The sequence below is a fragment of the Pseudomonas citronellolis genome (genome assembly GCF_001586155.1).
Classification (GTDB): domain Bacteria; phylum Pseudomonadota; class Gammaproteobacteria; order Pseudomonadales; family Pseudomonadaceae; genus Pseudomonas; species Pseudomonas citronellolis.
The window spans coordinates 1,620,463-1,639,621 of the sequence record NZ_CP014158.1; the positions used below are offsets into that span (position 1 = coordinate 1,620,463).

The window sequence follows — 19,159 nt, forward strand, 5'->3', positions numbered from 1 at the left end:
CGCCATGAGCCTGCAAGGCACCTATGACCCGCAGAACATCTTCGCCCAGATCATTCGCGGCGACGCCCCCTGCTACAAGCTGTACGAGGACGATGACGTGCTCGCCTTCCTCGACCTCTTCCCGCAGTCCCACGGCCATGCGCTGGTGGTGCCCAAGCGCAGCGCCGCGCGCAACATCCTCGAAGTCGACTCCGATGCGCTGTGCAAGGTGATGGGCGTGGTGCAGCGCCTGACCCGCGTGATAGTCGAGGAGCTGAACCCCGACGGCGTGCAGGTGGCCCAGTTCAACGGCGCGCCCGCCGGGCAGACGGTGTTCCATATCCACGTGCACATAGTGCCGCGCTACGCCGGCCAGGGCCTGGGCATCCACGCCGCGCAGAAGGCCGACCCCGCCGAGCTGGAGCAGCTGCAGGCGCGCCTGGTGCGACGCATCAACGGGTAAGCCGGGGAGGGGCGGGGCCGTGGCCCCGCCCGGGCGTCAACGCTGGGCCGGGAGGATGTCGAAGCCTTTGTTGGCGTCGCTGAGGATGCGGAACTGCGCGGTCTCGCCGGCGGCGAGGTCCACCAGCAGTTCGCGGCGCAGCAGGCCCTTGCTGCACAGGCCCTCGCCCTGTTCGTCGGCGCCGATGCCGACGATGTGCTGGCCGGGCGGCAGCTGGAAGCTGGCGGCCTCGCCCACGGCGATGCGCGCGGCCAACTGGCGGTCGATCTTGAAGGCGACCATGCAGCCGCCGCCGAGGAAGCCCAGGTCGCGCTCGACCTCGACCTTGGCGTCGCCCTGGGCCTCCTGCTGGAAGCCCAGCAGACGGTCGGCGGGCACCGGGCCGGTTTCCCTGGCCTGGTAGGACGAGCAGCCGGCCAGGGCCAGCAGGGACAGCGAAGCGATCAATGCGCGCATGGGCGCCCTCCGTGGTTGGGGTTCCTCGAAGGCTAGCGCAGCGGCGATGAAGCTGCCGTGAATTCACGGCGTTGGTCGCCATGCTTGCACCGTCCGGCGGGCGACGACCGGCTGTGCTGCCGGGCGGGCGGACTGGCTAGACTCCATCCACGCGGATGGGCGGTCGTTTCGTCCAGCGCTCCGCCATGCCTGGCGGGGCCAGGGAAAGGTAGCCATGCACGACAAGGCCAAAGCCAATGCGCCGGGGGAGCCGGCAGCCAGCACCAGCGGACTGGACCTGGCCGACCAGCGCCTGCTGATGCGCCTGATCTTCTTCTGCACCGGCCTGACCCTGGGGATCTTCTCGGTGCTCCAGTGCCTCAACGGCAACTACCTGCTGGCGGGTCTGGAGGCGCTGGTCTGCGCGCTGCTGCTGTGGGCCACCTGGCGCCTGGCGCGGGTGCGCGACCTGACGCCGTGGATCTACGCCTACCTGCTGCCCACCTTCTGCTTCCTGGTCTACATCATCATCATGCCGCAGGCCTCGGCCACGGCCTTCGTCTGGCTCTACCTGATGCCGGTGATGGCCTACCTGCTGCTGGGCGCGTGGCGCGGCTTCCTGCTCTCGGTGCCCTTCGTCGGCGTGGCCGCGCTGCTCTACCTGCGCCAGCACCCGCTGCGCCTGGACGCCCCGGGCATGATCGACCTGGGCAACGCCATCCTCTGCGGCCTGCTGATCATGGCCTTCGTGCACATCTACGAAACCCGCCGCGCCCAGGCCCAGCAGTTGCTGCAGCGCCTGGCGCTGAGCGACGCGCTGACCGGCGTGGCCAGCCGCGAGGCGTTCCAGCGCGCGGTGCTGCGTTGCCTGGAGGATTCCCACGGCAACGGCCAGCGCTGGGTGCTGGTGCTGCTGGACGTGGACCACTTCAAGGACGTCAACGACCGCTGGGGCCACGACGCCGGCGACAAGGCCCTGCAGTACCTCTGCGCCCGGCTGCGTCTGCACCTGCGCGCCGGCGACATGATCGGCCGCCTGGGCGGCGAGGAATTCGCCCTGCTGCTGCGCAACACCGTTCGCTTCGACGCCGCGCCGCTGGTGGAGCGCCTGCGCACGGACCTGGCGGCCAACCCGCTGCTGTACCGCGGCCATGTCATCCCGCTGTCGGCCACCTTCGGCCTGGCCGAGTGGCCGGTGGACGGCGACGACGCCGAGGCCCTGTACCGTTGCTGCGACCACCGCCTGTACCGCGGCAAGGCCCAGGGGCGCAACCGCCTGGTCTGCAGCGACGGCTAGGCCGTGGCCGGGCGCGGCGCCCAGGCCCGCTTCAGGCGTCGGCCCAGGCGCAGTTCCACCCATTCGTAGCTCAGCCAGGACAGCAGCAGGATAGCCGGCAGGCACAGCGCCAGCGTCTGGTACGGGCCCAGGCCCAGGCGCTGGTGCAGCCAGTAGCTGGCCAGCCACAGCACTATCACGTGGACCAGATACACCGAATAGCTCCAGTCGCCCAGCGCCTTGAGCGGGCGGCAGCCGGCGAACCATGGCTCCAGCGCCACGCAGGCGGCCACCAGCGCCGCGCTGGGCAGGCCCCAGGTCAGCGGGCGCCAGGGATGGTCGGCGGGGAAGTGCAGCAGCACCAGCACCGCGCCCAGCGCCAGCGGCAGTGCCACCGATGCCCGCAGGCGCAGCAGGTCGCGGCGGTACAGCTCGGCCAGCAGCAGGCCGAAGAGGAATTCGCAGACGATGGGGTTGCGGTAGAAATTGCTCAGCCACGGCGCCTTCGCCAGCACGCCGCTGACCAGCGCCAGCAACGCGCCCACCAGCCAGGGGCGCCAGCGTTCGCCCACGGCGAAGGAGAGGGCGAACAGCAGGTAGAAAAGCATCTCGAAGTTCAGCGTCCAGCCCACCGGCAGTATCGGGTAGAAGCCGAAGCCGCCGGGGTTCTGGCTGGGCAGGAAGAGCAGCGACAGCAGCAGCTGCGGCAGGGCCACGCCGTAGACCGGCATCAGGTTGCCGAAGGCGTAGAGGATCAGCGCGGTGATGGCGGTGTACAGCCAGTAGGCCGGAGCGATGCGCGCCAGCCGCTGGGCCAGGAAGGTCAGGCCGGGCACCTGGCGCCCGGCGCAGGACAGCTGGATGACGAAACCGCTGAGGACGAAGAAGATGTCCACCCCGACCTGGCCGCGGGTGGACAGCAGGCGCCCGCCGAGGCTGTCGGCGCGAAAATCGAAGAACACCTGCATGAAGTGATGGAACACCACCAGCCAGGCGGCCAGGGCCCGCAGCGCCTGAAGGGAAACCAGCATCGCTACCTCTGTGCTTGCCAATGAAAAGGGGCGCCGGCGGGCGCCCCTTTCCTCGACAGCGGTTTTCCCGCCGGGGTTCAGCGCAGCTGCCCGGTGGCATGCGGGTATTCGCCCCAAGGGCATTTGCGCAAGAGCGCAGGGCGCTTCCGCCAACTCGCCTGGATGGCCTGGCTATCGGGGCTTTCGGGAATTTCAATCACCGGCCGGTACAAGGTCTGTATGCTGGAAAACTGCGCCGCGGTAGCGGCATTTCCCGGCGATTTGCCGCATAATCGGCGGTTATTCGAGCGCCGCGCAGCGCCGTCGCCGTTGGGCGGTGGAAGATGCCGGCGCGCCACCTTCGATGGCACACTGCCTGGTCATCAGGCCGTGCCCTCAGGCCCATGCGGGCCGAACCCCTTTTGCAGTGCCGGCCCGCGGGCGGGCACATCGATGCCTAACCATGCTGCCGGGGCCGGCAGCCAGATTGAGAAGAGGATTGACCGTGCATAAAGTCGTCATCAGCGGAACCGGTCTCTATACCCCGCCGTTCAGCATCTCCAACGATGAACTGGTGGAGTCCTTCAATGCCTACGTCCGCCAGTACAACGACCAGCACGCCGAAGCCATCGCCAAGGGCGAACTGGAAGCGCTGAGCGAATCCAGCTCGGCGTTCATCGAGAAGGCCTCCGGCATCAAGAGCCGCTTCGTGGTCGACAAGCAAGGCATCCTCGACCCGCAGCGCATGGTCCCGCGCATCCCCGAGCGCAGCAACGACGACTGGGGCATCCTCTGCGAGATGGCCGTGCACGCCGCCAAGGAGGCGTTGCACCGGGCCGGCCGCAGCGCGGGGGACATCGACGGCGTCATCGTCGCCTGCTCCAACCTGCAGCGCGCCTACCCGGCGGTGGCCATCGAGGTCCAGGCCGCCCTCGGCATCCAGGGCTTCGGCTTCGACATGAACGTCGCCTGCTCCTCGGCCACCTTCGGCCTGCAGGCCGCGGCCAACGCCGTGCAACTGGGCCAGGCCCGCGCCATCCTGATGGTCAACCCGGAAATCTGCACCGGCCACCTGAACTTCCGCGACCGCGACAGCCACTTCATCTTCGGCGACGCGGCCACCGCGGTGATCGTCGAGCGCGCCGACCAGGCCATCGGCAAGCAGCAGTTCGACATCGTCAGCACCAAGCTGCTGACGCAGTTCTCCAACAACATCCGCAACAACTTCGGCTTCCTCAACCGCGCCGCGGAAGAGGGCATCGGCCAGCGCGACAAGCTGTTCGTCCAGGAAGGCCGCAAGGTGTTCAAGGACGTCTGCCCGATGGTCGCCGAGCTGATCGGCGAGCACCTGGCGCAGAACGACATCCCGGTCGGCGACGTCAAGCGCTTCTGGCTGCACCAGGCCAACCTCAACATGAACCTGCTGATCACCCGCAAGCTGCTCGGCCGCGACGCCGAGGCCCACGAGGCGCCGGTGATCCTCGACACCTACGCCAACACCAGCTCGGCCGGCTCGGTGATCGCCCTGCACAAGTACCACGAGGACCTGCCCGCCGGTTCCATCGGCGTGCTCAGCTCCTTCGGCGCCGGCTACTCCATCGGCAGCGTGATCCTGCGCAAGCGCTGACCGGGTGGGCGAAGCCGACGGCGAACTGCTGGCGCGCCTGCGCGCCGGCGAGGACGCGGCCTTCCGCGAGATGGTCGCGGCCTACCAGGGCGCCATGCGCGCCGTGGCCCTGGCCATCGTCGGCAGCGCCCACGCCGACGAGGTGGTGCAGGACGCCTGGCTCGCCGTGGTGCGCCACCTGGACGGCTTCCAGGGCCGCTCCAGCCTCAAGACCTGGCTGCTGACCGTTACCGCCAACACCGCCAAGAGCAAGCTGCGCCAGGTGCGCCGGGAAGTCTCCCTGGACGACCTGCCGGCGCCCCACGGCAGCATCGACGACAGCCGCTTCGCCGCCGACGGCCACTGGAGCGCCGCGCCCCTGGCCTGGCATTCGGACTCGCCCGAGGCCCTGCTGGCCGAGGACGAACTGCGCGAATGCCTGGAAAAGACCCTGCTGAGCCTGTCGGACCTGCAGCGCAGTGTGGTCCTGCTGCGCGAGCGCCAGGGCCTGGAATTGCAGGAAATCTGTAATCTTCTGTCGCTTTCCCTCTCCAATGTCCGGGTGCTGCTGCACCGCGGGCGGCTGAAGCTGTTCGCCACCCTGGAGCATTTCGAGGAGACCGGCCAATGCTGACCTGCAAGGAACTGGTGGCCCTCTCCAGCGACCTGCTGGACAGCCAGCTCGGCCTGCGCGAGAAACTCGCGGTGCGCCGCCACCTGCTGCTGTGCCGCCACTGCCGGCGCTTCATCCGCCAGATGCGCCTGACCCAGGCCAGCGTGCGCCGCCTGCCGGAAGACCGCGCCACCGGCCTGGACCTGCTGGCCGCCCGCCTGGCCGAACTGCGCCGGGACCATTCGCGGCGCTGAGTACAATCGCGCCGGGATGACCGGCTATCGCGGACAAGGTCCTCTCCTACGGGGGAGAAATACAGTGCCTCCCGGCTACCTTGTAGGAGCGGGCCCTGCCCGCGATTCGCGCGCAGGGCGCGCTCCTACAATGGGAATGGCGCGGGCGGGGCAGCGTAGGCGCGGATCTCATCCGCGAACCGTGCCGGAGGTTCCGGCTATCGCGGACAAGGTCCGCTCTACATGGGAATGGCGCAGGTAGCACACCGTAGAATGGGTTGAGCGAAGCGATACCCATCACCGTGACCGCATGGGTATCGCAAGCTCAACCCATCCTACGAAAGCCCATCGGCCCGCCCTTGGCTCGCCTGCCATGCCTCCAGCCCGCCGGACAGCGCCCAGGCGCGCGGGTAGCCGTGCTTGCGCAGGCGCTCGGCGAGCATGGCCGCGGAGAGTTCGTTGGGGCAGGCGCAATAGATGACCACGTCGGCCTGGCCGAGGCTGTCGGCCAGGCCATCCAGCGGGGTGTCCAAGGTCATCGGGATGGCGCCGGGGATGCCGTCCTCGCCGGCCTCGGCGCGCACGTCGAGGATCAGCGGGGTGTCGCCCTGGTCCAGGCGTTCGCGCAGTTCCTCGACGCTGATCCTGGGAATCCGCGCGGTGCGTCGCAGCAGGCTGTAGCGCTGCCACAGGCGCCAGGCGATGAACAGCGCGAAGGCCGCCAACAACAACAGCAGGCCGCGGGTGGCGTAGTCGTGCAGCCAGCCCAGCAGGCTGTCGACGGTGTCGCTGAAGACGGCGCCCAGCAGCAGCGCCGAGCCCACCCACAGCGCCGAGCCGGCGAAGTCGTAGCCGAGGAAGCGGCGCAGCGGCGTGCCGGTCATGCCGGCCAGGCTGGTGGACAGTGCGCCGGCGCCGGGCAGGAACTTGCTGATCAGCAGCGCGCGCGGGCCGATGCGCAGGTACAGGCTCTGGCTCTGGCGGATGCAGCTGTCGCGCGACAGCGACACCCTGCAGATGCTGCGCAGCAGGAAGCCGCCGTAGCGGCGGCCAGCGAAGTACCAGGCGGTGTCGGCGATCAGGCAGGCCAGGGTGGCCACCGCCAGCGCCTCGCCCAGGGACACCCCGTGCCCCTGCAGCGCCAGGGCGCCGGCGACGATCAGTGCCGGGTAGGCCGGAATCGGCAGGCCCAGCTGCTCCAGCAGCACATTGAGGAAGAGCAGGGCGGGGCCGTAGCGTTCGATCAGCGGTTGCAGTTCCTGCATGGAATGGGCGCGGTGGCGGAGGGGGGAGGCGACAGCATACTGCCGCTCGTCCGGTGCGTCAGTCCCCGCTGACAGCCGCTGCTGTCAGCCCATGACCGCGTAGTCGAGTTTTTCGGAAAAGTTCGGCTGTAACAAAAAGTTTATATCTATGCAGTCGATCTGAAATAACCCCCCGCCAAGATTCCCCGCAACACAGAAGAGCCGCCAAACGGCTGCGCGAGACCATGGGGGCCGCGCCCTGCATGCCAGGCGCTCAGCGTGTTCAACGCTTAAAACACCATAAGGGGAATCCTGATGATCCGTAAGAACTACGCCGGTTTTGCCATGGGCGGCCTGGCGCAGGCCGTGCTCGGCGCCAGCATTGTCGTACCCGCAGTCGCTCACGCCGACTTCATTGCGGACAGCAAGGCCAACGTTGAACTGCGCAACTTCTACTTCAACCGCGATTTCCGCAGCTCCACCCAGGCGCAGCAGAGCAAGCAGGAAGAGTGGGGCCAGGGCTTCATCCTGAAATTCGAGTCGGGCTACACCGACGGCACCATCGGCGTGGGCGTCGACGGCATCGCCGCGCTGGGCCTGAAGCTGGACTCCAGCGCCGACCGCACCGGCACCGGCCTGCTGCCGAAGACCGCCGATGGCGACGCGCCGGACGACTTCAGCAAGGGCGGCGCGACCCTCAAGCTGCGCTACGAGAAGAACACCCTGAAGATGGGCACCCTGACGCCCAAGCTGCCGGTCGTGGTGACCAACGACAGCCGCCTGCTGCCGCAGCTCTTCGTGGGTAGCGCGGTCAACTCCACCCAGCTCGACGGCCTGAACTTCGACGCCGGCCGCCTGAACCAGACCAACCGCCGCGACTCCTCCAACTACGAGGAAATGACCGTCACCACCGGCGGCAAGAAGAACATCACCGTGCGCAGCGGCAACACCACCAACGAGTTCGACTACGCCGGCGCCACCTACAACTGGACCAAGAACTTCAGCACCGGCTACCACTATGGCCAGCTGGACGACTTCTACAAGCAGCACTACCTGACCCTCGGCTGGACCCTGCCGATCGCCGAAGGCCAGTCGCTGAAGTCCGACGTCCGCTGGGCCAAGTCCACCGACGATGGCGGCAGCAACGTCGACAACAAGGCGTTCAACGCCATGGTCACCTACAACCTGGGCTACCACGCCTTCGGCGTCGGCTACCAGAAGATGAGCGGCGACACCGGCTTTGCCTACATCAACGGTACCGACCCCTACCTGGTGAACTACATCCAGATCCTGGACTTCGCCAACAAGGACGAGAAATCCTGGCAGGCCCGCTACGACTACAACTTCGCCGGCATCGGCATTCCTGGCCTGACCTTCATGACCCGCTACGTGAAGGGCGACAATGTCGACCTGCTGAACGCCAGCGGCGACGACGGCAAGGAATGGGAACGCGACACCGACATCGCCTACGTCGTCCAGGAAGGCGCGCTCAAGGGCTTCGGCATCAAGTGGCGCAACGCGACCACCCGCAGCGACTTCGCCCGCAACAGCGCCTCGTCCAACAAGGCCGACGAGAACCGCCTGATCCTCAGCTACACCATGCCGCTGTGGTAATGGCGGGCTGAAGCAAGACGTCACTCCTATGGTTTGAGCCCCGCCGCCTGGCGGGGCTTTTTTTATCCGCCGAACCGCCCATCGCGGACGGAGTCCTCCTACAGGGGGAACACCGCGATTTTCCAGCTGCGGGCCCTGCCCGCGATTCGCGCGCAGGGCGCGCTCCTACAGGGGAGCGGCGCGGTTGGGGTAGCGTAGCGGATCTCATCCGCGATCCGCGCCGATACATCCGGCTATCGCGGACAAGGTCCGCTCCTACGCCCTCCGGCAAACACAAGACCCGTAGGATGGCGTTGAGCGAAGCGATACCCATCAGCATGGCCCGATGGGTTTCGCACGCTCAACCCATCCTGCGAAGGGCGCCTCGGCGCACCGTCAATGCTGGCTGCCGTCCAGGCATGGCGCCTGACCGAAAGCGTCAATCCAGGCTGAGCGCTGCCGTCATTGAGGCGTGGCGGGGCTGGCACCTAACCTGCCGGCACTTCCACCGACCAGGATTCGCCAGCATGCAGCGCATACACTTCGAGACCGAGCACAACCTGTTCCGCGATGCCTTCGCCGCCTTCCTCGCCAAGGAAGTGGTGCCGCACCAGGAGGCCTGGGAAGAGGCCGGGGTGGTCGACCGCAGCGTCTGGCTGAAGGCCGGCGAGCTGGGCTTCCTGCTGCCCTGGGCCGACGAGGAATACGGCGGCGCCGGGCTGAAGGACTTCCGCTACGAGCAGATCATGTGCGAGGAGCTGGCGCGCATCAACGAGCCGGGCTTCATGATCCCGCTGCACTCGGCGCTGTGCGGGCCCTACATCGCCGAATACGGCAACGCCGAGCAGAAGGCGCGCTTCCTGCCCGGGATCATCCGCGGCGAGACCATCCTCGCGGTGGCCATGACCGAGCCTGCCGCCGGTTCCGACCTGGCCGGCATGCGCACCACCGCCGTGGACAAGGGCGACCACTACGTCCTCAACGGCTCCAAGGTGTTCATCTCCAACGGCCTGCTGGCCGACCTGGTGATAGTCGCGGCCAAGACCGACCCGAACAACAAGCACGCCATGGGCCTGTTCCTGGTCGAGCGCGGCATGCCCGGCTTCGAGCGCGGGCGCAACCTGAAGAAGCTGGGCATGAAGAGCCAGGACACCGCCGAGCTGTTCTTCAACGACGTGAAGGTGCCCAAGGAGAACCTGCTGGGCGACGCCAAGGGCGGCTTCTACTACCTGATGAACATGCTCGCCCAGGAACGCCTGACCAACGCCTGCGGCGCGGTGGCCGGGGCCGAGGCGGCGCTGCAGGCCACCCTCGACTACGTGAAGGAGCGCAAGGCCTTCGACCGGCCCATCGCGCACTTCCAGAACACCCGCTTCAAGCTCGCCGAGATGCGCACCCAGGTGGACGTGGCCCAGGTGTTCACCGACCGTTGCGTGATGGACCACAACCAGAAGAAGCTCAGCCCCGAGGTGGCCGCCGAGGCCAAGCTGTTCACCACCGAACTGCTCGGCAGGGTGGTCGACGAGGGCGTGCAACTGCACGGCGGCTGGGGTTACATGTGGGAATACCCGATCTGCCGGATGTACGCCAACGCGCGCATCCAGCGCATCTTCGCCGGCACCTCGGAGATCATGAAGGAGATCATCAGCCGCGGCATGAAGCTCTGAGGCGCGGCTGCTTCGCTGGGGCCCTGCGAGCGCGGGGCCCCGGAAAACCACACCCAGGAGTTCCCCATGAACGGCCCGCTCGCCTCGCTGAAAGTCCTCGACTTCTCCACCCTGCTGCCGGGGCCCTTCGCCTCGCTGCTGCTGGCCGACATGGGCGCCCAGGTGCTGCGGGTGGAATCGCCCACGCGCATGGACCTGGTGCGCGTGCTGCCGCCCCATGACGACGGCGTCTCGGCCAGCCACGCCTACCTCAACCGCAACAAGCGCAGCATCGCCCTGGACCTGAAGCGGCCCGAGGCGGTGGAGGTGGTGAAGCAACTGGTGCGCGAGTACGACATCGTCCTGGAGCAGTTCCGCCCCGGCGTCATGGACAAGCTGGGCGTCGGCTACGAGGCACTCAAGGCGATCAACCCGAAGCTGATCTACGTCTCCATCACCGGCTACGGCCAGACCGGGCCCTATCGCGACCGCGCCGGGCACGACATCAACTACCTGGCCTTGGCCGGCGTGGCCAGCTACACCGGTCGCCGCGACACCGGCCCGCTGCCCCTGGGCGTGCAACTGGCGGATATCGCCGGCGGCTCGCTGCATGGGGTGATGGGCTTGCTCGCGGCAGTCATTCACCGGCAGCAGACCGGCGAAGGCCAGCAGGTGGACATCAGCATGACCGACTGCGCCTTCAGCCTGAACGGCATGGCCGGCGCCGGCTACCTGGCCTGCGGCGTGGAGCCGGGCATGGAGGCCCAGGCGCTGAACGGCGGCAGCTTCTACGACTACTACCGCACCCGTGACGGCCGCTGGTTCTCGGTCGGCAGCCTGGAGCCGCAGTTCATGCAGCAGTTCTGCGCCGCCATCGGCCGCCCGGAACTGGCCGCCCGCGGCCTGTCGCCCAAGGCCGAGGACCAGCGACTGCTCAAGCGCGAGATCGCCATCGAGTTCGAGAAGCGCGATTTCGCCGACTGGCGCGAACGCTTCGCCGCCGTGGACGCCTGCGTGGAGCCGATGCTGCCGCTGTCCGAGGCGGTGGAGCACCCGCAGATCCAGGCCCGCGGCCTGGTCACCGAAGTGCCCCGCGGCGATGGCCGCAGCCAGCGGCAGATGGCCTGCCCGATCCGCTTCTCCGCCGGCCTGCCGGCGCCGAAGCACATAGGCGTAGCGGCGGGGGCGCACAGCGCCGAGGTCCTGGCCGAACTGGGCTATAGCGACGAGCAGGTGGCGGCGCTGAAAGCCGCGGGCGCGGTGGGCTGAGGCTACTCGCGGACCACTTCCCCGGTGAACACCAGGGTGGTGCGGCAGCGCCGGCAGTAGTAGCGGCGGCCCTGGGCCACCAGGTTGTGGCGCTGGGCGGAGAAGGGGAAGTCGGGGTTCTCGTCGCAGCGGCAGCGGTAGATGTAGCGCGTGGCGCGGCGCCGCTTGATCTCGTAGGTGTGGCAGCGGTCCGGCGGCAGGCCGTAGACGCCGCGCATGATCAGTTGCCACTCCTCGCCATGGGGGCGGATGCGCGGGCCGAACATCTGGTGCGCGATCAGGTGGGCGACCTCGTGGGCCACGGTCTGCTTGAGGAAGTGCTCGCGGTTCTCGCGGTAGAGCTGGGGGTTGAAGCGCAGCAGGTTCTCGTCCAGGTGCGCCACCCCGGCCTTCTGCCCGCGCAGGCGGAAGCTCACTTCCGGACGCGGGAAGCGGCGCTGGAAGAAGCTTTCCGCCAACTGGTAGCAGGCTTCGACACGGGCGTTGAGCTGTTCGGGCATACAGTGTTTTCTCCGACGGCTGCCGATTATGCCGCAGGCGCCGGCGTTGTGCAGGCCGCTCGTCTGCTGTGCAGGTTCGGGCAAGCGGGGTGGAGTTTCAGGCAAGGCTGGCAGGTTGCTCTGCGTAGGAGCGAGCTTGATCGCGAACGGAGTTTGCCGGTGGCGTAGGTGCCAGGTTCAAGAGCGCCCTCTCCCCAGCCCTCGGCTGCGCGCCCCGCCCTGAAGGGAGAGGGGGCTTGTCCGTGCCGAGAGAAGTGATGGTTTCAGCCGGAACCTGCCGGGCTGACCGGCTGACGCCATAACACCAGATTCTGCCCAACGGTCCCCTCTCCCTTCAGGGAGAGGGTTAGGGAGAGGGGCGGACGTCGACAACGCTCTGTGGCCAAGCCAGAAACCGCCCCCCCACAAACGAAAACCGGGCCCCCAGGGCCCGGTCTGCATTTGCCAGTCAAGCCTCAGGTATATTCCGGCCCCACCCCGCTCCCCCAGAGGATCACCGACAGCGCGATCATCGCCACCAGCACCACCAGGCCCACCGCCAGCACCGAGCTGGAGAACAGGAAGCCTTCGTCCTTGGGAATGTTCATGAAGGTCGGGATGCCGACGTAGAGCAGGTAGACCGTGTAGCAGATCGCCGCGGTGCCTATGACCATGCCCAGCCACAGGTGCGGGTAGAGCGCGGCCACGCCGCCGATGAACAGCGGGGTCGCCGTATAGGCGGCGAACACGATGCATTGGGTCATGCTCGGAGTGGCGTCGTAGGTGCGCGCCATCCAGTGGATGAAGGCGCCCATGACGGCGACGCCGGCGAGCATCGCCACGTAGGTGAGCACGGTGAGCTGGATCGCGCTCGCTGGTGTCAACTTGACCGGTCCCGCGCTGCCTAGCACCCAACCCACCTGGGTGGTGCCAATGTAGGCGCAGATGACCGGGATGGCAGCCAATATCAGCACATGGGTCAGGTACATGTGGCTGATGCTTTCTTCTTCGCCGCGGATTTCCTGCCATTCCTGATCGGGATGGGTGAAGAGCCCCCACACATGATGGATCATCTCGGCAACCTCCTCGTTATTATGCAGGCCGCCTCCCAGCGCCGCGCCGGGGACGCATGGCCAGCGCCTTCCGGTGCCCGTCAGACTCGTGCGACCTTGTGTCGCAGTATAGGAAAGCCCCGAAGGCCGCGTCCTGCCTGGGGTTAGAGCAAATCGGAGCTTCATGGGCGGCTGTAATAGCGCTCGAGAATTTCCATCGCCTTGTTGATCGACTGCAGGCGCGTGGTGCTGCCGCCGCGGTCCGGGTGGTGCTGGCTGACCAGTTGGCGGTAGCGCAGCTTGATCAGCGCGTAGTCCACCGGGCCGTCTTCCAGCTCGAACAGGGCCAGCGCGGCGGCCTTCTCGCCGTCGCCCTGCATGCGCGTCCAGAAGCTTTCCAGCAGCTTTTCCACGTCGCGCTCGGTGGTGTCGCGCAGGTTGCTTTCGTCCAGGTAGTAGTCGCGCAGCGGGTCGCTCTCCACCAGGCCCGGCGCGCCGGGTTGCCAGGGCAGCAGGCGGATCTGCAGCGGGCCGATCTGCAGGAAGCCGGCTTCTTCGGCGCAAAGCTGGTCGCGCAGGCGGTAGAGGGCGTTGAACACCAGGAAGTGGGTGCGGAACAGCACCAGCTTGTCCAGCAGCGGCAGGTGCGGGACATGGGTGGAATGCCGCGCCTTCAGTTGCTGGATCAACTGATATTCGGAAAGGCCTTCAGGGGCCTCGCGCAGCAGTTCGAGCAACTGCCCGGCGAGGTCGAGGCGGGCGTCGAGGTCGGGAGTCATGGGCATGAGCCTAGCATCAGGCTACCGATGAAGGCGGGGTGCGCGTAAAATAACCAGCTTTTCGTCTTCCCCCCGGATTCCACAGCACCATGGCCAGCACCCTTTCGGTCAACCAGAACAAACTGCAGAAACGCCTGCGCCGCCAGGTCGGCGAGGCCATCGCCGACTTCAACATGATCGAGGACGGCGACAAGGTCATGGTCTGCCTGTCCGGCGGCAAGGACAGCTACACCCTGCTCGACATCCTGCTGTACCTGCAGAAGGTCGCGCCGATCCAGTTCGAGATCGTCGCGGTGAACATGGACCAGAAGCAGCCCGGCTTCCCCGAGCACGTGTTGCCGGCCTACCTGGAATCCATCGGCGTGCAGTACCACATCATCGAGAAGGACACCTACTCGGTGGTGAAGGAGAAGATCCCCGAGGGCAAGACCACCTGCTCGCTGTGCTCGCGCCTGCGCCGCGGCACCCTCTACACCTACGCCGACGAAATCGGCGCGACCAAGATGGCGCTGGGGCACCACCGCGACGACATCCTCGAGACCTTCTTCCTCAACATGTTCTACGGTGGCACCCTCAAGGCCATGCCGCCCAAGCTGCTGTCCGACGACGGCCGCAACGTGGTGATCCGCCCGCTGGCCTACTGCAACGAGAAGGATATCGAGGCCTACTCGGTGCTCAAGGAATTCCCGATCATCCCCTGCAACCTCTGCGGTTCGCAGGAGAACCTGCAGCGCCAGGTGGTCAAGGAAATGCTGCTGGAATGGGAGCGCAAGACCCCCGGCCGCACCGAGATCATGTTCCGCGCCCTGCAGAACGTGGTGCCCTCGCAACTGGCCGACCGCAACCTGTTCGACTTCGCCAGCCTGCGTATCGACGACACCGCCACGCCGCGCTTCGTCGACGTGATGAACCTGTAATACCTGTAATAAAGGAAGGGCGATGCGCGACTACCCATGGCTGCACGAATACTGCCTGAACCGCTTCGGTTCGGCGGCGGCGCTGGAAGCGCGCCTGCCGCAGCCCAAGAGCCCGGCCGAACTGGCCGCGGTGAGCGATGACCGCTACCTGTCGCTGATCAGCCTGCGCATCTTCCGCGCCGGCCTCAAGCACAGCCTGGTGGACGCCAAGTGGCCGGCCTTCGAGGAAGTGTTCTTCGGCTTCGACCCGCAGAAGGTGGTGCTCATGGGCGGCGAACGCCTGGAGAACCTGATGCAGGACACCCGCCTGATCCGCCACCTGGGCAAGCTCAAGAGCGTGCCGCGCAACGCCCAGATGATCCTCGACATCGCCCATGAGCATGGCAGCTTCGGCAAGCTGCTGGCGGACTGGCCGGTGACCGACATCGTCGGCCTGTGGAAGCTGCTGGCCAAGCGCGGCAACCAGCTCGGCGGGCTGTCGGCGCCGCGCTTCCTGCGCATGGCCGGCAAGGACACCTTCATCCCCAGCGACGACGTGGTCGCCGCGCTCAAGGCCCAGGAAATCGTCGACAAGGCGCCGACCAGCCAGAAGGACCTCGCCGCCGTGCAGGCCGCCTTCAACACCTGGCACGAGCAGAGCGGGCGGCCGCTGTGCCAGCTCTCGATGATGCTGTCGTACACCGTCAACCACTAGAGCCCCAGGCGGCCGCTGCCGACCATCCATAGCGCGATCAGCGCCAGGGCCAGCACCAGCGCGCCCAGCGCCCGCTCCCCGGCGTTGCCGAAGGCCGCCAGGCCGCGCTGGCGCCGGGCGTGGACGAAGAAGCCCAGCCCCGGGGCGTAGAGAATCATCGACAGCAGCAGGTACTTCAGGCCGGCGGCATACAGCAGCCAGACGCCGTAGAGCGTGCCCAGCGTCGCCATCGCCAGCAGCGCCGGGCTCGGCTGCCGCAGCACGCGTTTGAGGCAGAAGCCGGCGCACAACAGGTAGGGGATCAGCGCCATCGAGGTGGCCAGCTGGATCAGCGCGTTGTAGCCGGAGGCGTTGAGGAAGGCGACCAGCAGCAGCGCCGAGATCAGCGCGTTGGTCAGCCACAGCGCCGGGGCCGGCGTATCCACGTCGTTGGTCCTGCCGAACAGCGCCGGCGCGGTGTGCCCTTCGCCGCGGCTGGCCAGGTAGAGCATCTCCACCGCCAGCATGGTCCAGGCCAGCAGGGCGCCGCCCACCGAAACGATCAGGCCGACGTTGATCAGCGTGGCGCCCCAGGGGCCCACGGCCGCGGCCATCACCTGGGCCATCGACGGGTTCTTCATCTGCGCCAGCTCGTGCTGCGGCACCACCCCCAGCGACAGCACCGAGACGCAGACCAGCAACAGCAGAGTGATGACGAAGCCGAGCAGGGTGGCCCGGCTGACGTCGGCCGCGCGCCGCGCGTGGCTGGCATAGACGGTGGCGCTTTCGATGCCGAGGAAGACCCACACGGTGTACAGCATGGTGGTTTCCACCTGGCGGGTGATGCTGCCCAGCGCCGGGCTGCCCCAGAAGTCCAGACGGAACACCTCGACGCGGAAGGCCAGGGCGACGCAGAGGATGAACAGGGCGATGGGCACCACCTTGGCCAGGGTGACGATGGCGTTGGTGATGGCCGCGTTGTGCGCCCCGTGCAGGACGAAGGCGTGCATCAGCCAGAGCACCGCCAGCTCGCCGAGCAGCGCCGGCCAGGTGGCGCCGTCGCCGAAGAAGGCCAGCGCGCCGAACGAACCCAAGGCGCTGAACAGCACGACGAGGTAGCCGGCGTTGCCGACCCAGGCGGAAATCCAGTAACCCCAGGCGGCATTGAAGCCCAGGTACTCGCCGAAGCCCTCGCGGGCGTAGCCGTAGACGCCGTCGTCCAGTTCCGGGCAGGTGGTCGACAGCCACTGAAAGACCCGCGTCAGCGTCAGCATGCCGACGAAGGTGATGCCCCAGGCGATGAGAATGGCCCCGGCGCCGGCGCCTTCGGCCATGTTCTGCGGCAGGCTGAAGATACCGCTGCCAATGATGCCGCCCACCACCAGGGCGGTCAGCGCCGGCAGGCCGAGTTTTCCTTTATCCGAAATCGACATCTTGCGCCTCCGAAACGGCAACCGGTGGCGTGGCGGCACTTGCCGCCACGCATGACGCCGACGAAGGGGAGGGGGCCCGCGCCGGCGCGACGGGCCGGCAGGCCCGCCGCTGGAGCGGCCGTTCAGAAGCGCAGGGACATGCAGCTGACGCCGCCGTCGATCTTGCGGTACTCAGAGGTGTCGACCTCGATCACCCGGTAGCCGAGGTCGGCGATCTTCTGCCGCGTGCGCGGGTAGCCGGCGGGCATGATCACCCGTTCGTTGACCCAGATGCAGTTGGCCGCGTAGGCCTCCTCCTCGGGGATCTCGACGATGTTCAGGTGCTGGAACTCCGGCTTGTCGATGAACTCGCCGGCAGCCAGCAGGTTGCCGTGTTCCAGGTAGGCCAGCCCGGTCTTCAGGTGCAGCACCTTTTCCAGGCGCACCACCGAGCCGGTGAAGCCGTGCTTGGCGAGGAGGGCGATCATCTGCCGGGCGCCCTCGGCGTTGGTCCGCGCCGATTCGCCGATGTAGAAGTGCTCGCCGACCATCATGATGTCGCCGGCCTCCACCGTGCCGGGCGCCTCGATGCGCTCGACCTTGCCCGGATAGAAGCGCTGGATGGTCTCCTCGATGATCGCGGTCTCGCCGCGCCGCGACTCGGCGCCGGGGCGGGTGATGATGGCGCAGCGCGAGGTGCAGAGCACCGGGTCCTCGACGAACACCGAGTCGGGGAAGCGCTCGTCCGGCGGCAGCAGGGTGATGTCCAGGTCGCAGGTCTGCAGCGCGCGGATGTAGGCGTTGTGCTGCTCCAGGGCCCTGGCGAAGTCCGGTTTGCCCAGATGGCTGGAGGTCAGGCCGTCGACCAGGCTGCTGGCCGGGGTGCGGGCGATGATGTGCTTGAACATGGCGTTTCCTCTTGCAGGTGGATGCTTGCCGTGTTGCAAGGCGTGCGCCAGGCGGGTCGGCGCGCAGCGGACGATTTTCCTGGCCTGGCGTTGACCCGCAGCGGGGCGGGCTCGCGCGCTTTCGTCGAAACTGGGACAGTTGTCGAAAACCCGACGGATATAAAAGGCTGGGCTGCCATGGCTGTTGTCGAGAACGCGACGGTTCCTACGGAAAAGGACGAATTGCGCTGGCTGGTGGACAGCCTGGCGCCGATCTTCGATGGGCTGCGGCAACCGGTCACGGTGGTCGATACCCAGGGGCGTTTCGTCTACTACAACCAGGCCAGCGGCCTGCTCGACGGCCTCGACCCGCGGCAGGCGCTGGGCATGCACGTGCTGCAGAGCGCGCCCTGGCTGCAGGCGGAACAGAGCACCTTGCTGCGCTGCCTGGCCCAGGAGCGGCCCTCCATCGATACGCTGCAGGCCTATGTCGGCGCCGGCGGCGAGTTGCTGCAGTACCGGCACCGGGCGATCCCGCTGCACGGCCGCGGCGGCCAGTTGCTCGGGGCGATGGAGGTGGGTGAGGTGGTGGCGGAATGCGCTGCAACGGACGACGAACCGGACTGCCCGCCGATCCTCAGCGTCACCCCCGGCCTGCAGCGGCAGTTGCAGCGCCTGGACATCTTCGCCGCGACCGACCTGCCGCTGCTGATCCATGGCGAGACCGGCACCGGCAAGGAACTCTTCGCCCGCCGCGCCCACGCCCTCAGCCCGCGGCGCAACGGGCCGATGATCAGCCTGAACTGCGCGGCCATCCCCGAGACTCTGCTGGAGAGCACCCTGTTCGGCACCACCCGCGGCGCCTTCACCGGCGCCGAGAACCGCAAGGGCATGTTCGCCCTGGCCGAAGGCGGCACGCTGTTCCTCGACGAGATCAACTCCATGCCCATGGCTCTGCAGAGCAAGCTGCTGCGCGTGCTGCAGGACGGCAGCTACCTGCCGCTGGGCGGCCTGCGGCCGTTGCGCGCGGACGTGCGCCTGGTCGCTGCGAGCAACCAGGCACCGCGCCAGGCGATCGCCGAGGGGCGCTTGCGCGAGGACTTGTATTACCGGCTGGAGGTCGGTTGCCTGAGCATTCCGCCGCTGCGCGAGCGCCCCGCTGACGTCGAATTGCTGGCCCGGGCCTTCGTGCGCCGCGACGCGCGCAGCCTGAACCCGCGGGTGACGGCCCTGGGGCCGCGGGCGCTGGCGCGCCTGCAGGCCTGCGCCTGGCCGGGCAACGTGCGCCAGTTGGAAAACGTGATCCGTCGCAGCCTTCTGCTGCATGGCCGGGGCGGGGCGCTGCTCGACGAAGTGGTCTTCGCCGACGAGGAGCCACGGGACATGGCGGTGGCCGGAGACGAGCCGCCGGCGCTGGGCCTGCGCGAGAGGCTGGCGGAACAGGAGCGCAAGCTGATAGAAGAGGCCTTGCGCCGGGCGCGGGGCAACCTCTCGCAGGCCGCCGCCAGCCTGCGCATCCCACGGACGACGCTGCTGGGGCGCCTGCAGCGCCTGGCCATACAACACCCACCCGCTGGCGACACGCCGGCCTGA

The 19,159-nt window shown here is 67.7% G+C and carries 19 protein-coding genes; 11 read left to right on the plus strand and 8 right to left on the minus strand.

Annotated features, from left to right (window positions below; translation table 11 throughout):
* Positions 1–4: 4 nt before the first annotated feature.
* Positions 5–442: an HIT family protein gene (locus PcP3B5_RS07350; RefSeq protein WP_061560922.1), complete on the plus strand. Its 438-nt coding sequence runs from the start codon at positions 5–7 to the stop codon at positions 440–442.
* Between the two features lie 36 nt (positions 443–478).
* Here the strand turns inward: PcP3B5_RS07350 and PcP3B5_RS07355 are convergent, their stop codons facing one another.
* Complete coding sequence (locus PcP3B5_RS07355; RefSeq protein WP_061560923.1) at positions 479–898, minus strand: hypothetical protein; 420 nt, start codon at positions 896–898, stop codon at positions 479–481.
* Between the two features lie 214 nt (positions 899–1,112).
* Here PcP3B5_RS07355 and PcP3B5_RS07360 point away from each other — a divergent pair, with 214 nt between their 5' ends.
* The gene (locus PcP3B5_RS07360; RefSeq protein ID WP_061560924.1) at positions 1,113–2,174 is read left to right on the plus strand and encodes a GGDEF domain-containing protein; all 1,062 of its coding nucleotides are present in this window, start codon (positions 1,113–1,115) and stop codon (positions 2,172–2,174) included.
* Here PcP3B5_RS07360 and PcP3B5_RS07365 read toward each other — a convergent pair.
* Positions 2,171–3,184 (minus strand): acyltransferase family protein, encoded by a 1,014-nt coding sequence (locus PcP3B5_RS07365; protein WP_061560925.1) that lies wholly within the window; start codon positions 3,182–3,184, stop codon positions 2,171–2,173. The two genes, PcP3B5_RS07360 and PcP3B5_RS07365, sit on opposite strands and share 4 nt — an antisense overlap.
* A gap of 484 nt (positions 3,185–3,668) precedes the next feature.
* Between PcP3B5_RS07365 and PcP3B5_RS07370 the strand changes: the two genes are divergently transcribed.
* The 3 genes from PcP3B5_RS07370 (at position 3,669) to PcP3B5_RS07380 (ending at position 5,636) form a co-directional block, all read left to right on the plus strand.
* The gene (locus PcP3B5_RS07370) at positions 3,669–4,790 is read left to right on the plus strand and encodes a beta-ketoacyl-ACP synthase III (RefSeq protein ID WP_061563214.1); all 1,122 of its coding nucleotides are present in this window, start codon (positions 3,669–3,671) and stop codon (positions 4,788–4,790) included.
* Positions 4,791–4,860: 70 nt separating this feature from the next.
* Positions 4,861–5,403 carry an RNA polymerase sigma factor gene (locus PcP3B5_RS07375; protein WP_236695171.1) on the plus strand — a complete coding sequence of 181 codons (543 nt, stop codon included), beginning with the start codon at positions 4,861–4,863 and terminating at the stop codon, positions 5,401–5,403.
* The gene (locus PcP3B5_RS07380; protein WP_009618502.1) at positions 5,397–5,636 is read left to right on the plus strand and encodes an anti-sigma factor family protein; all 240 of its coding nucleotides are present in this window, start codon (positions 5,397–5,399) and stop codon (positions 5,634–5,636) included. The genes PcP3B5_RS07375 and PcP3B5_RS07380 overlap by 7 nt, the downstream gene beginning before the upstream one ends.
* Before the next feature lie 314 nt (positions 5,637–5,950).
* On the opposite strand, the gene PcP3B5_RS07385 is transcribed toward PcP3B5_RS07380, so the two are convergent.
* Entirely contained in the window at positions 5,951–6,880 is a 930-nt protein-coding gene (locus tag PcP3B5_RS07385) for a DedA family protein/thiosulfate sulfurtransferase GlpE (protein WP_061560926.1), read from the minus strand.
* A gap of 294 nt (positions 6,881–7,174) precedes the next feature.
* On the opposite strand from PcP3B5_RS07385, the gene PcP3B5_RS07390 reads away from it, so the two are divergent.
* From PcP3B5_RS07390 to PcP3B5_RS07400, 3 genes are all read left to right on the plus strand, one after another.
* On the plus strand, positions 7,175–8,473 hold the full coding sequence (locus PcP3B5_RS07390) for an OprD family porin (RefSeq protein ID WP_082816267.1): 1,299 nt from the start codon (positions 7,175–7,177) through the stop codon (positions 8,471–8,473).
* A 506-nt stretch (positions 8,474–8,979) separates the two neighbouring features.
* Positions 8,980–10,119: an acyl-CoA dehydrogenase family protein gene (locus PcP3B5_RS07395; RefSeq protein WP_061560927.1), complete on the plus strand. Its 1,140-nt coding sequence runs from the start codon at positions 8,980–8,982 to the stop codon at positions 10,117–10,119.
* Positions 10,120–10,185: 66 nt separating this feature from the next.
* Positions 10,186–11,367 carry a CaiB/BaiF CoA transferase family protein gene (locus tag PcP3B5_RS07400; RefSeq protein WP_061560928.1) on the plus strand — a complete coding sequence of 394 codons (1,182 nt, stop codon included), beginning with the start codon at positions 10,186–10,188 and terminating at the stop codon, positions 11,365–11,367.
* A 2-nt stretch (positions 11,368–11,369) separates the two neighbouring features.
* Here PcP3B5_RS07400 and PcP3B5_RS07405 read toward each other — a convergent pair whose 3' ends face one another.
* From PcP3B5_RS07405 to PcP3B5_RS07415, 3 genes are all read right to left on the minus strand, one after another.
* A complete protein-coding gene (locus PcP3B5_RS07405; protein ID WP_009618490.1) occupies positions 11,370–11,867 on the minus strand; it encodes a SprT family zinc-dependent metalloprotease in 498 nt (165 codons plus the stop codon).
* A 455-nt stretch (positions 11,868–12,322) separates the two neighbouring features.
* On the minus strand, positions 12,323–12,919 hold the full coding sequence (locus PcP3B5_RS07410; protein WP_009618488.1) for a Yip1 family protein: 597 nt from the start codon (positions 12,917–12,919) through the stop codon (positions 12,323–12,325).
* A gap of 161 nt (positions 12,920–13,080) precedes the next feature.
* A complete protein-coding gene (locus PcP3B5_RS07415) occupies positions 13,081–13,677 on the minus strand; it encodes a DNA-J related domain-containing protein (RefSeq protein WP_043314250.1) in 597 nt (198 codons plus the stop codon).
* 89 nt (positions 13,678–13,766) lie between these two features.
* Between PcP3B5_RS07415 and ttcA the strand changes: the two genes are divergently transcribed.
* Both ttcA and PcP3B5_RS07425 read left to right on the plus strand, forming a co-directional pair.
* Complete coding sequence (ttcA, locus tag PcP3B5_RS07420) at positions 13,767–14,594, plus strand: tRNA 2-thiocytidine(32) synthetase TtcA (RefSeq protein WP_009618484.1); 828 nt, start codon at positions 13,767–13,769, stop codon at positions 14,592–14,594.
* 22 nt (positions 14,595–14,616) lie between these two features.
* Positions 14,617–15,288 (plus strand): DNA-3-methyladenine glycosylase I, encoded by a 672-nt coding sequence (locus PcP3B5_RS07425; protein WP_061560929.1) that lies wholly within the window; start codon positions 14,617–14,619, stop codon positions 15,286–15,288.
* Here the strand turns inward: PcP3B5_RS07425 and PcP3B5_RS07430 are convergent.
* Complete coding sequence (locus PcP3B5_RS07430; RefSeq protein ID WP_061560930.1) at positions 15,285–16,700, minus strand: basic amino acid/polyamine antiporter; 1,416 nt, start codon at positions 16,698–16,700, stop codon at positions 15,285–15,287. The two genes, PcP3B5_RS07425 and PcP3B5_RS07430, sit on opposite strands and share 4 nt — an antisense overlap.
* A 122-nt stretch (positions 16,701–16,822) precedes the next feature.
* Complete coding sequence (gene ddaH / locus PcP3B5_RS07435) at positions 16,823–17,587, minus strand: dimethylargininase (RefSeq protein ID WP_061560931.1); 765 nt, start codon at positions 17,585–17,587, stop codon at positions 16,823–16,825.
* 177 nt (positions 17,588–17,764) lie between these two features.
* Here ddaH and PcP3B5_RS07440 point away from each other — a divergent pair, with 177 nt between their 5' ends.
* On the plus strand, positions 17,765–19,159 hold the full coding sequence (locus tag PcP3B5_RS07440; RefSeq protein WP_061560932.1) for a sigma-54 interaction domain-containing protein: 1,395 nt from the start codon (positions 17,765–17,767) through the stop codon (positions 19,157–19,159).

Coding starts and splice junctions, on each gene's coding strand:
- PcP3B5_RS07350 (WP_061560922.1), top strand. CDS start 5: ATGAGCCTGCAAGGCACCTATGACCCGCAGAACATCTTCGCCCAGATC.
- PcP3B5_RS07355 (WP_061560923.1), bottom strand. CDS start 898: ATGCGCGCATTGATCGCTTCGCTGTCCCTGCTGGCCCTGGCCGGCTGC.
- PcP3B5_RS07360 (WP_061560924.1), top strand. CDS start 1,113: ATGCACGACAAGGCCAAAGCCAATGCGCCGGGGGAGCCGGCAGCCAGC.
- PcP3B5_RS07365 (WP_061560925.1), bottom strand. CDS start 3,184: ATGCTGGTTTCCCTTCAGGCGCTGCGGGCCCTGGCCGCCTGGCTGGTG.
- PcP3B5_RS07375 (WP_236695171.1), top strand. CDS start 4,861: ATGGTCGCGGCCTACCAGGGCGCCATGCGCGCCGTGGCCCTGGCCATC.
- PcP3B5_RS07380 (WP_009618502.1), top strand. CDS start 5,397: ATGCTGACCTGCAAGGAACTGGTGGCCCTCTCCAGCGACCTGCTGGAC.
- PcP3B5_RS07385 (WP_061560926.1), bottom strand. CDS start 6,880: ATGCAGGAACTGCAACCGCTGATCGAACGCTACGGCCCCGCCCTGCTC.
- PcP3B5_RS07390 (WP_082816267.1), top strand. CDS start 7,175: ATGATCCGTAAGAACTACGCCGGTTTTGCCATGGGCGGCCTGGCGCAG.
- PcP3B5_RS07395 (WP_061560927.1), top strand. CDS start 8,980: ATGCAGCGCATACACTTCGAGACCGAGCACAACCTGTTCCGCGATGCC.
- PcP3B5_RS07400 (WP_061560928.1), top strand. CDS start 10,186: ATGAACGGCCCGCTCGCCTCGCTGAAAGTCCTCGACTTCTCCACCCTG.
- PcP3B5_RS07405 (WP_009618490.1), bottom strand. CDS start 11,867: ATGCCCGAACAGCTCAACGCCCGTGTCGAAGCCTGCTACCAGTTGGCG.
- PcP3B5_RS07410 (WP_009618488.1), bottom strand. CDS start 12,919: ATGATCCATCATGTGTGGGGGCTCTTCACCCATCCCGATCAGGAATGG.
- PcP3B5_RS07415 (WP_043314250.1), bottom strand. CDS start 13,677: ATGACTCCCGACCTCGACGCCCGCCTCGACCTCGCCGGGCAGTTGCTC.
- ttcA (WP_009618484.1), top strand. CDS start 13,767: ATGGCCAGCACCCTTTCGGTCAACCAGAACAAACTGCAGAAACGCCTG.
- PcP3B5_RS07425 (WP_061560929.1), top strand. CDS start 14,617: ATGCGCGACTACCCATGGCTGCACGAATACTGCCTGAACCGCTTCGGT.
- PcP3B5_RS07430 (WP_061560930.1), bottom strand. CDS start 16,700: ATGTCGATTTCGGATAAAGGAAAACTCGGCCTGCCGGCGCTGACCGCC.
- ddaH (WP_061560931.1), bottom strand. CDS start 17,587: ATGTTCAAGCACATCATCGCCCGCACCCCGGCCAGCAGCCTGGTCGAC.
- PcP3B5_RS07440 (WP_061560932.1), top strand. CDS start 17,765: ATGGCTGTTGTCGAGAACGCGACGGTTCCTACGGAAAAGGACGAATTG.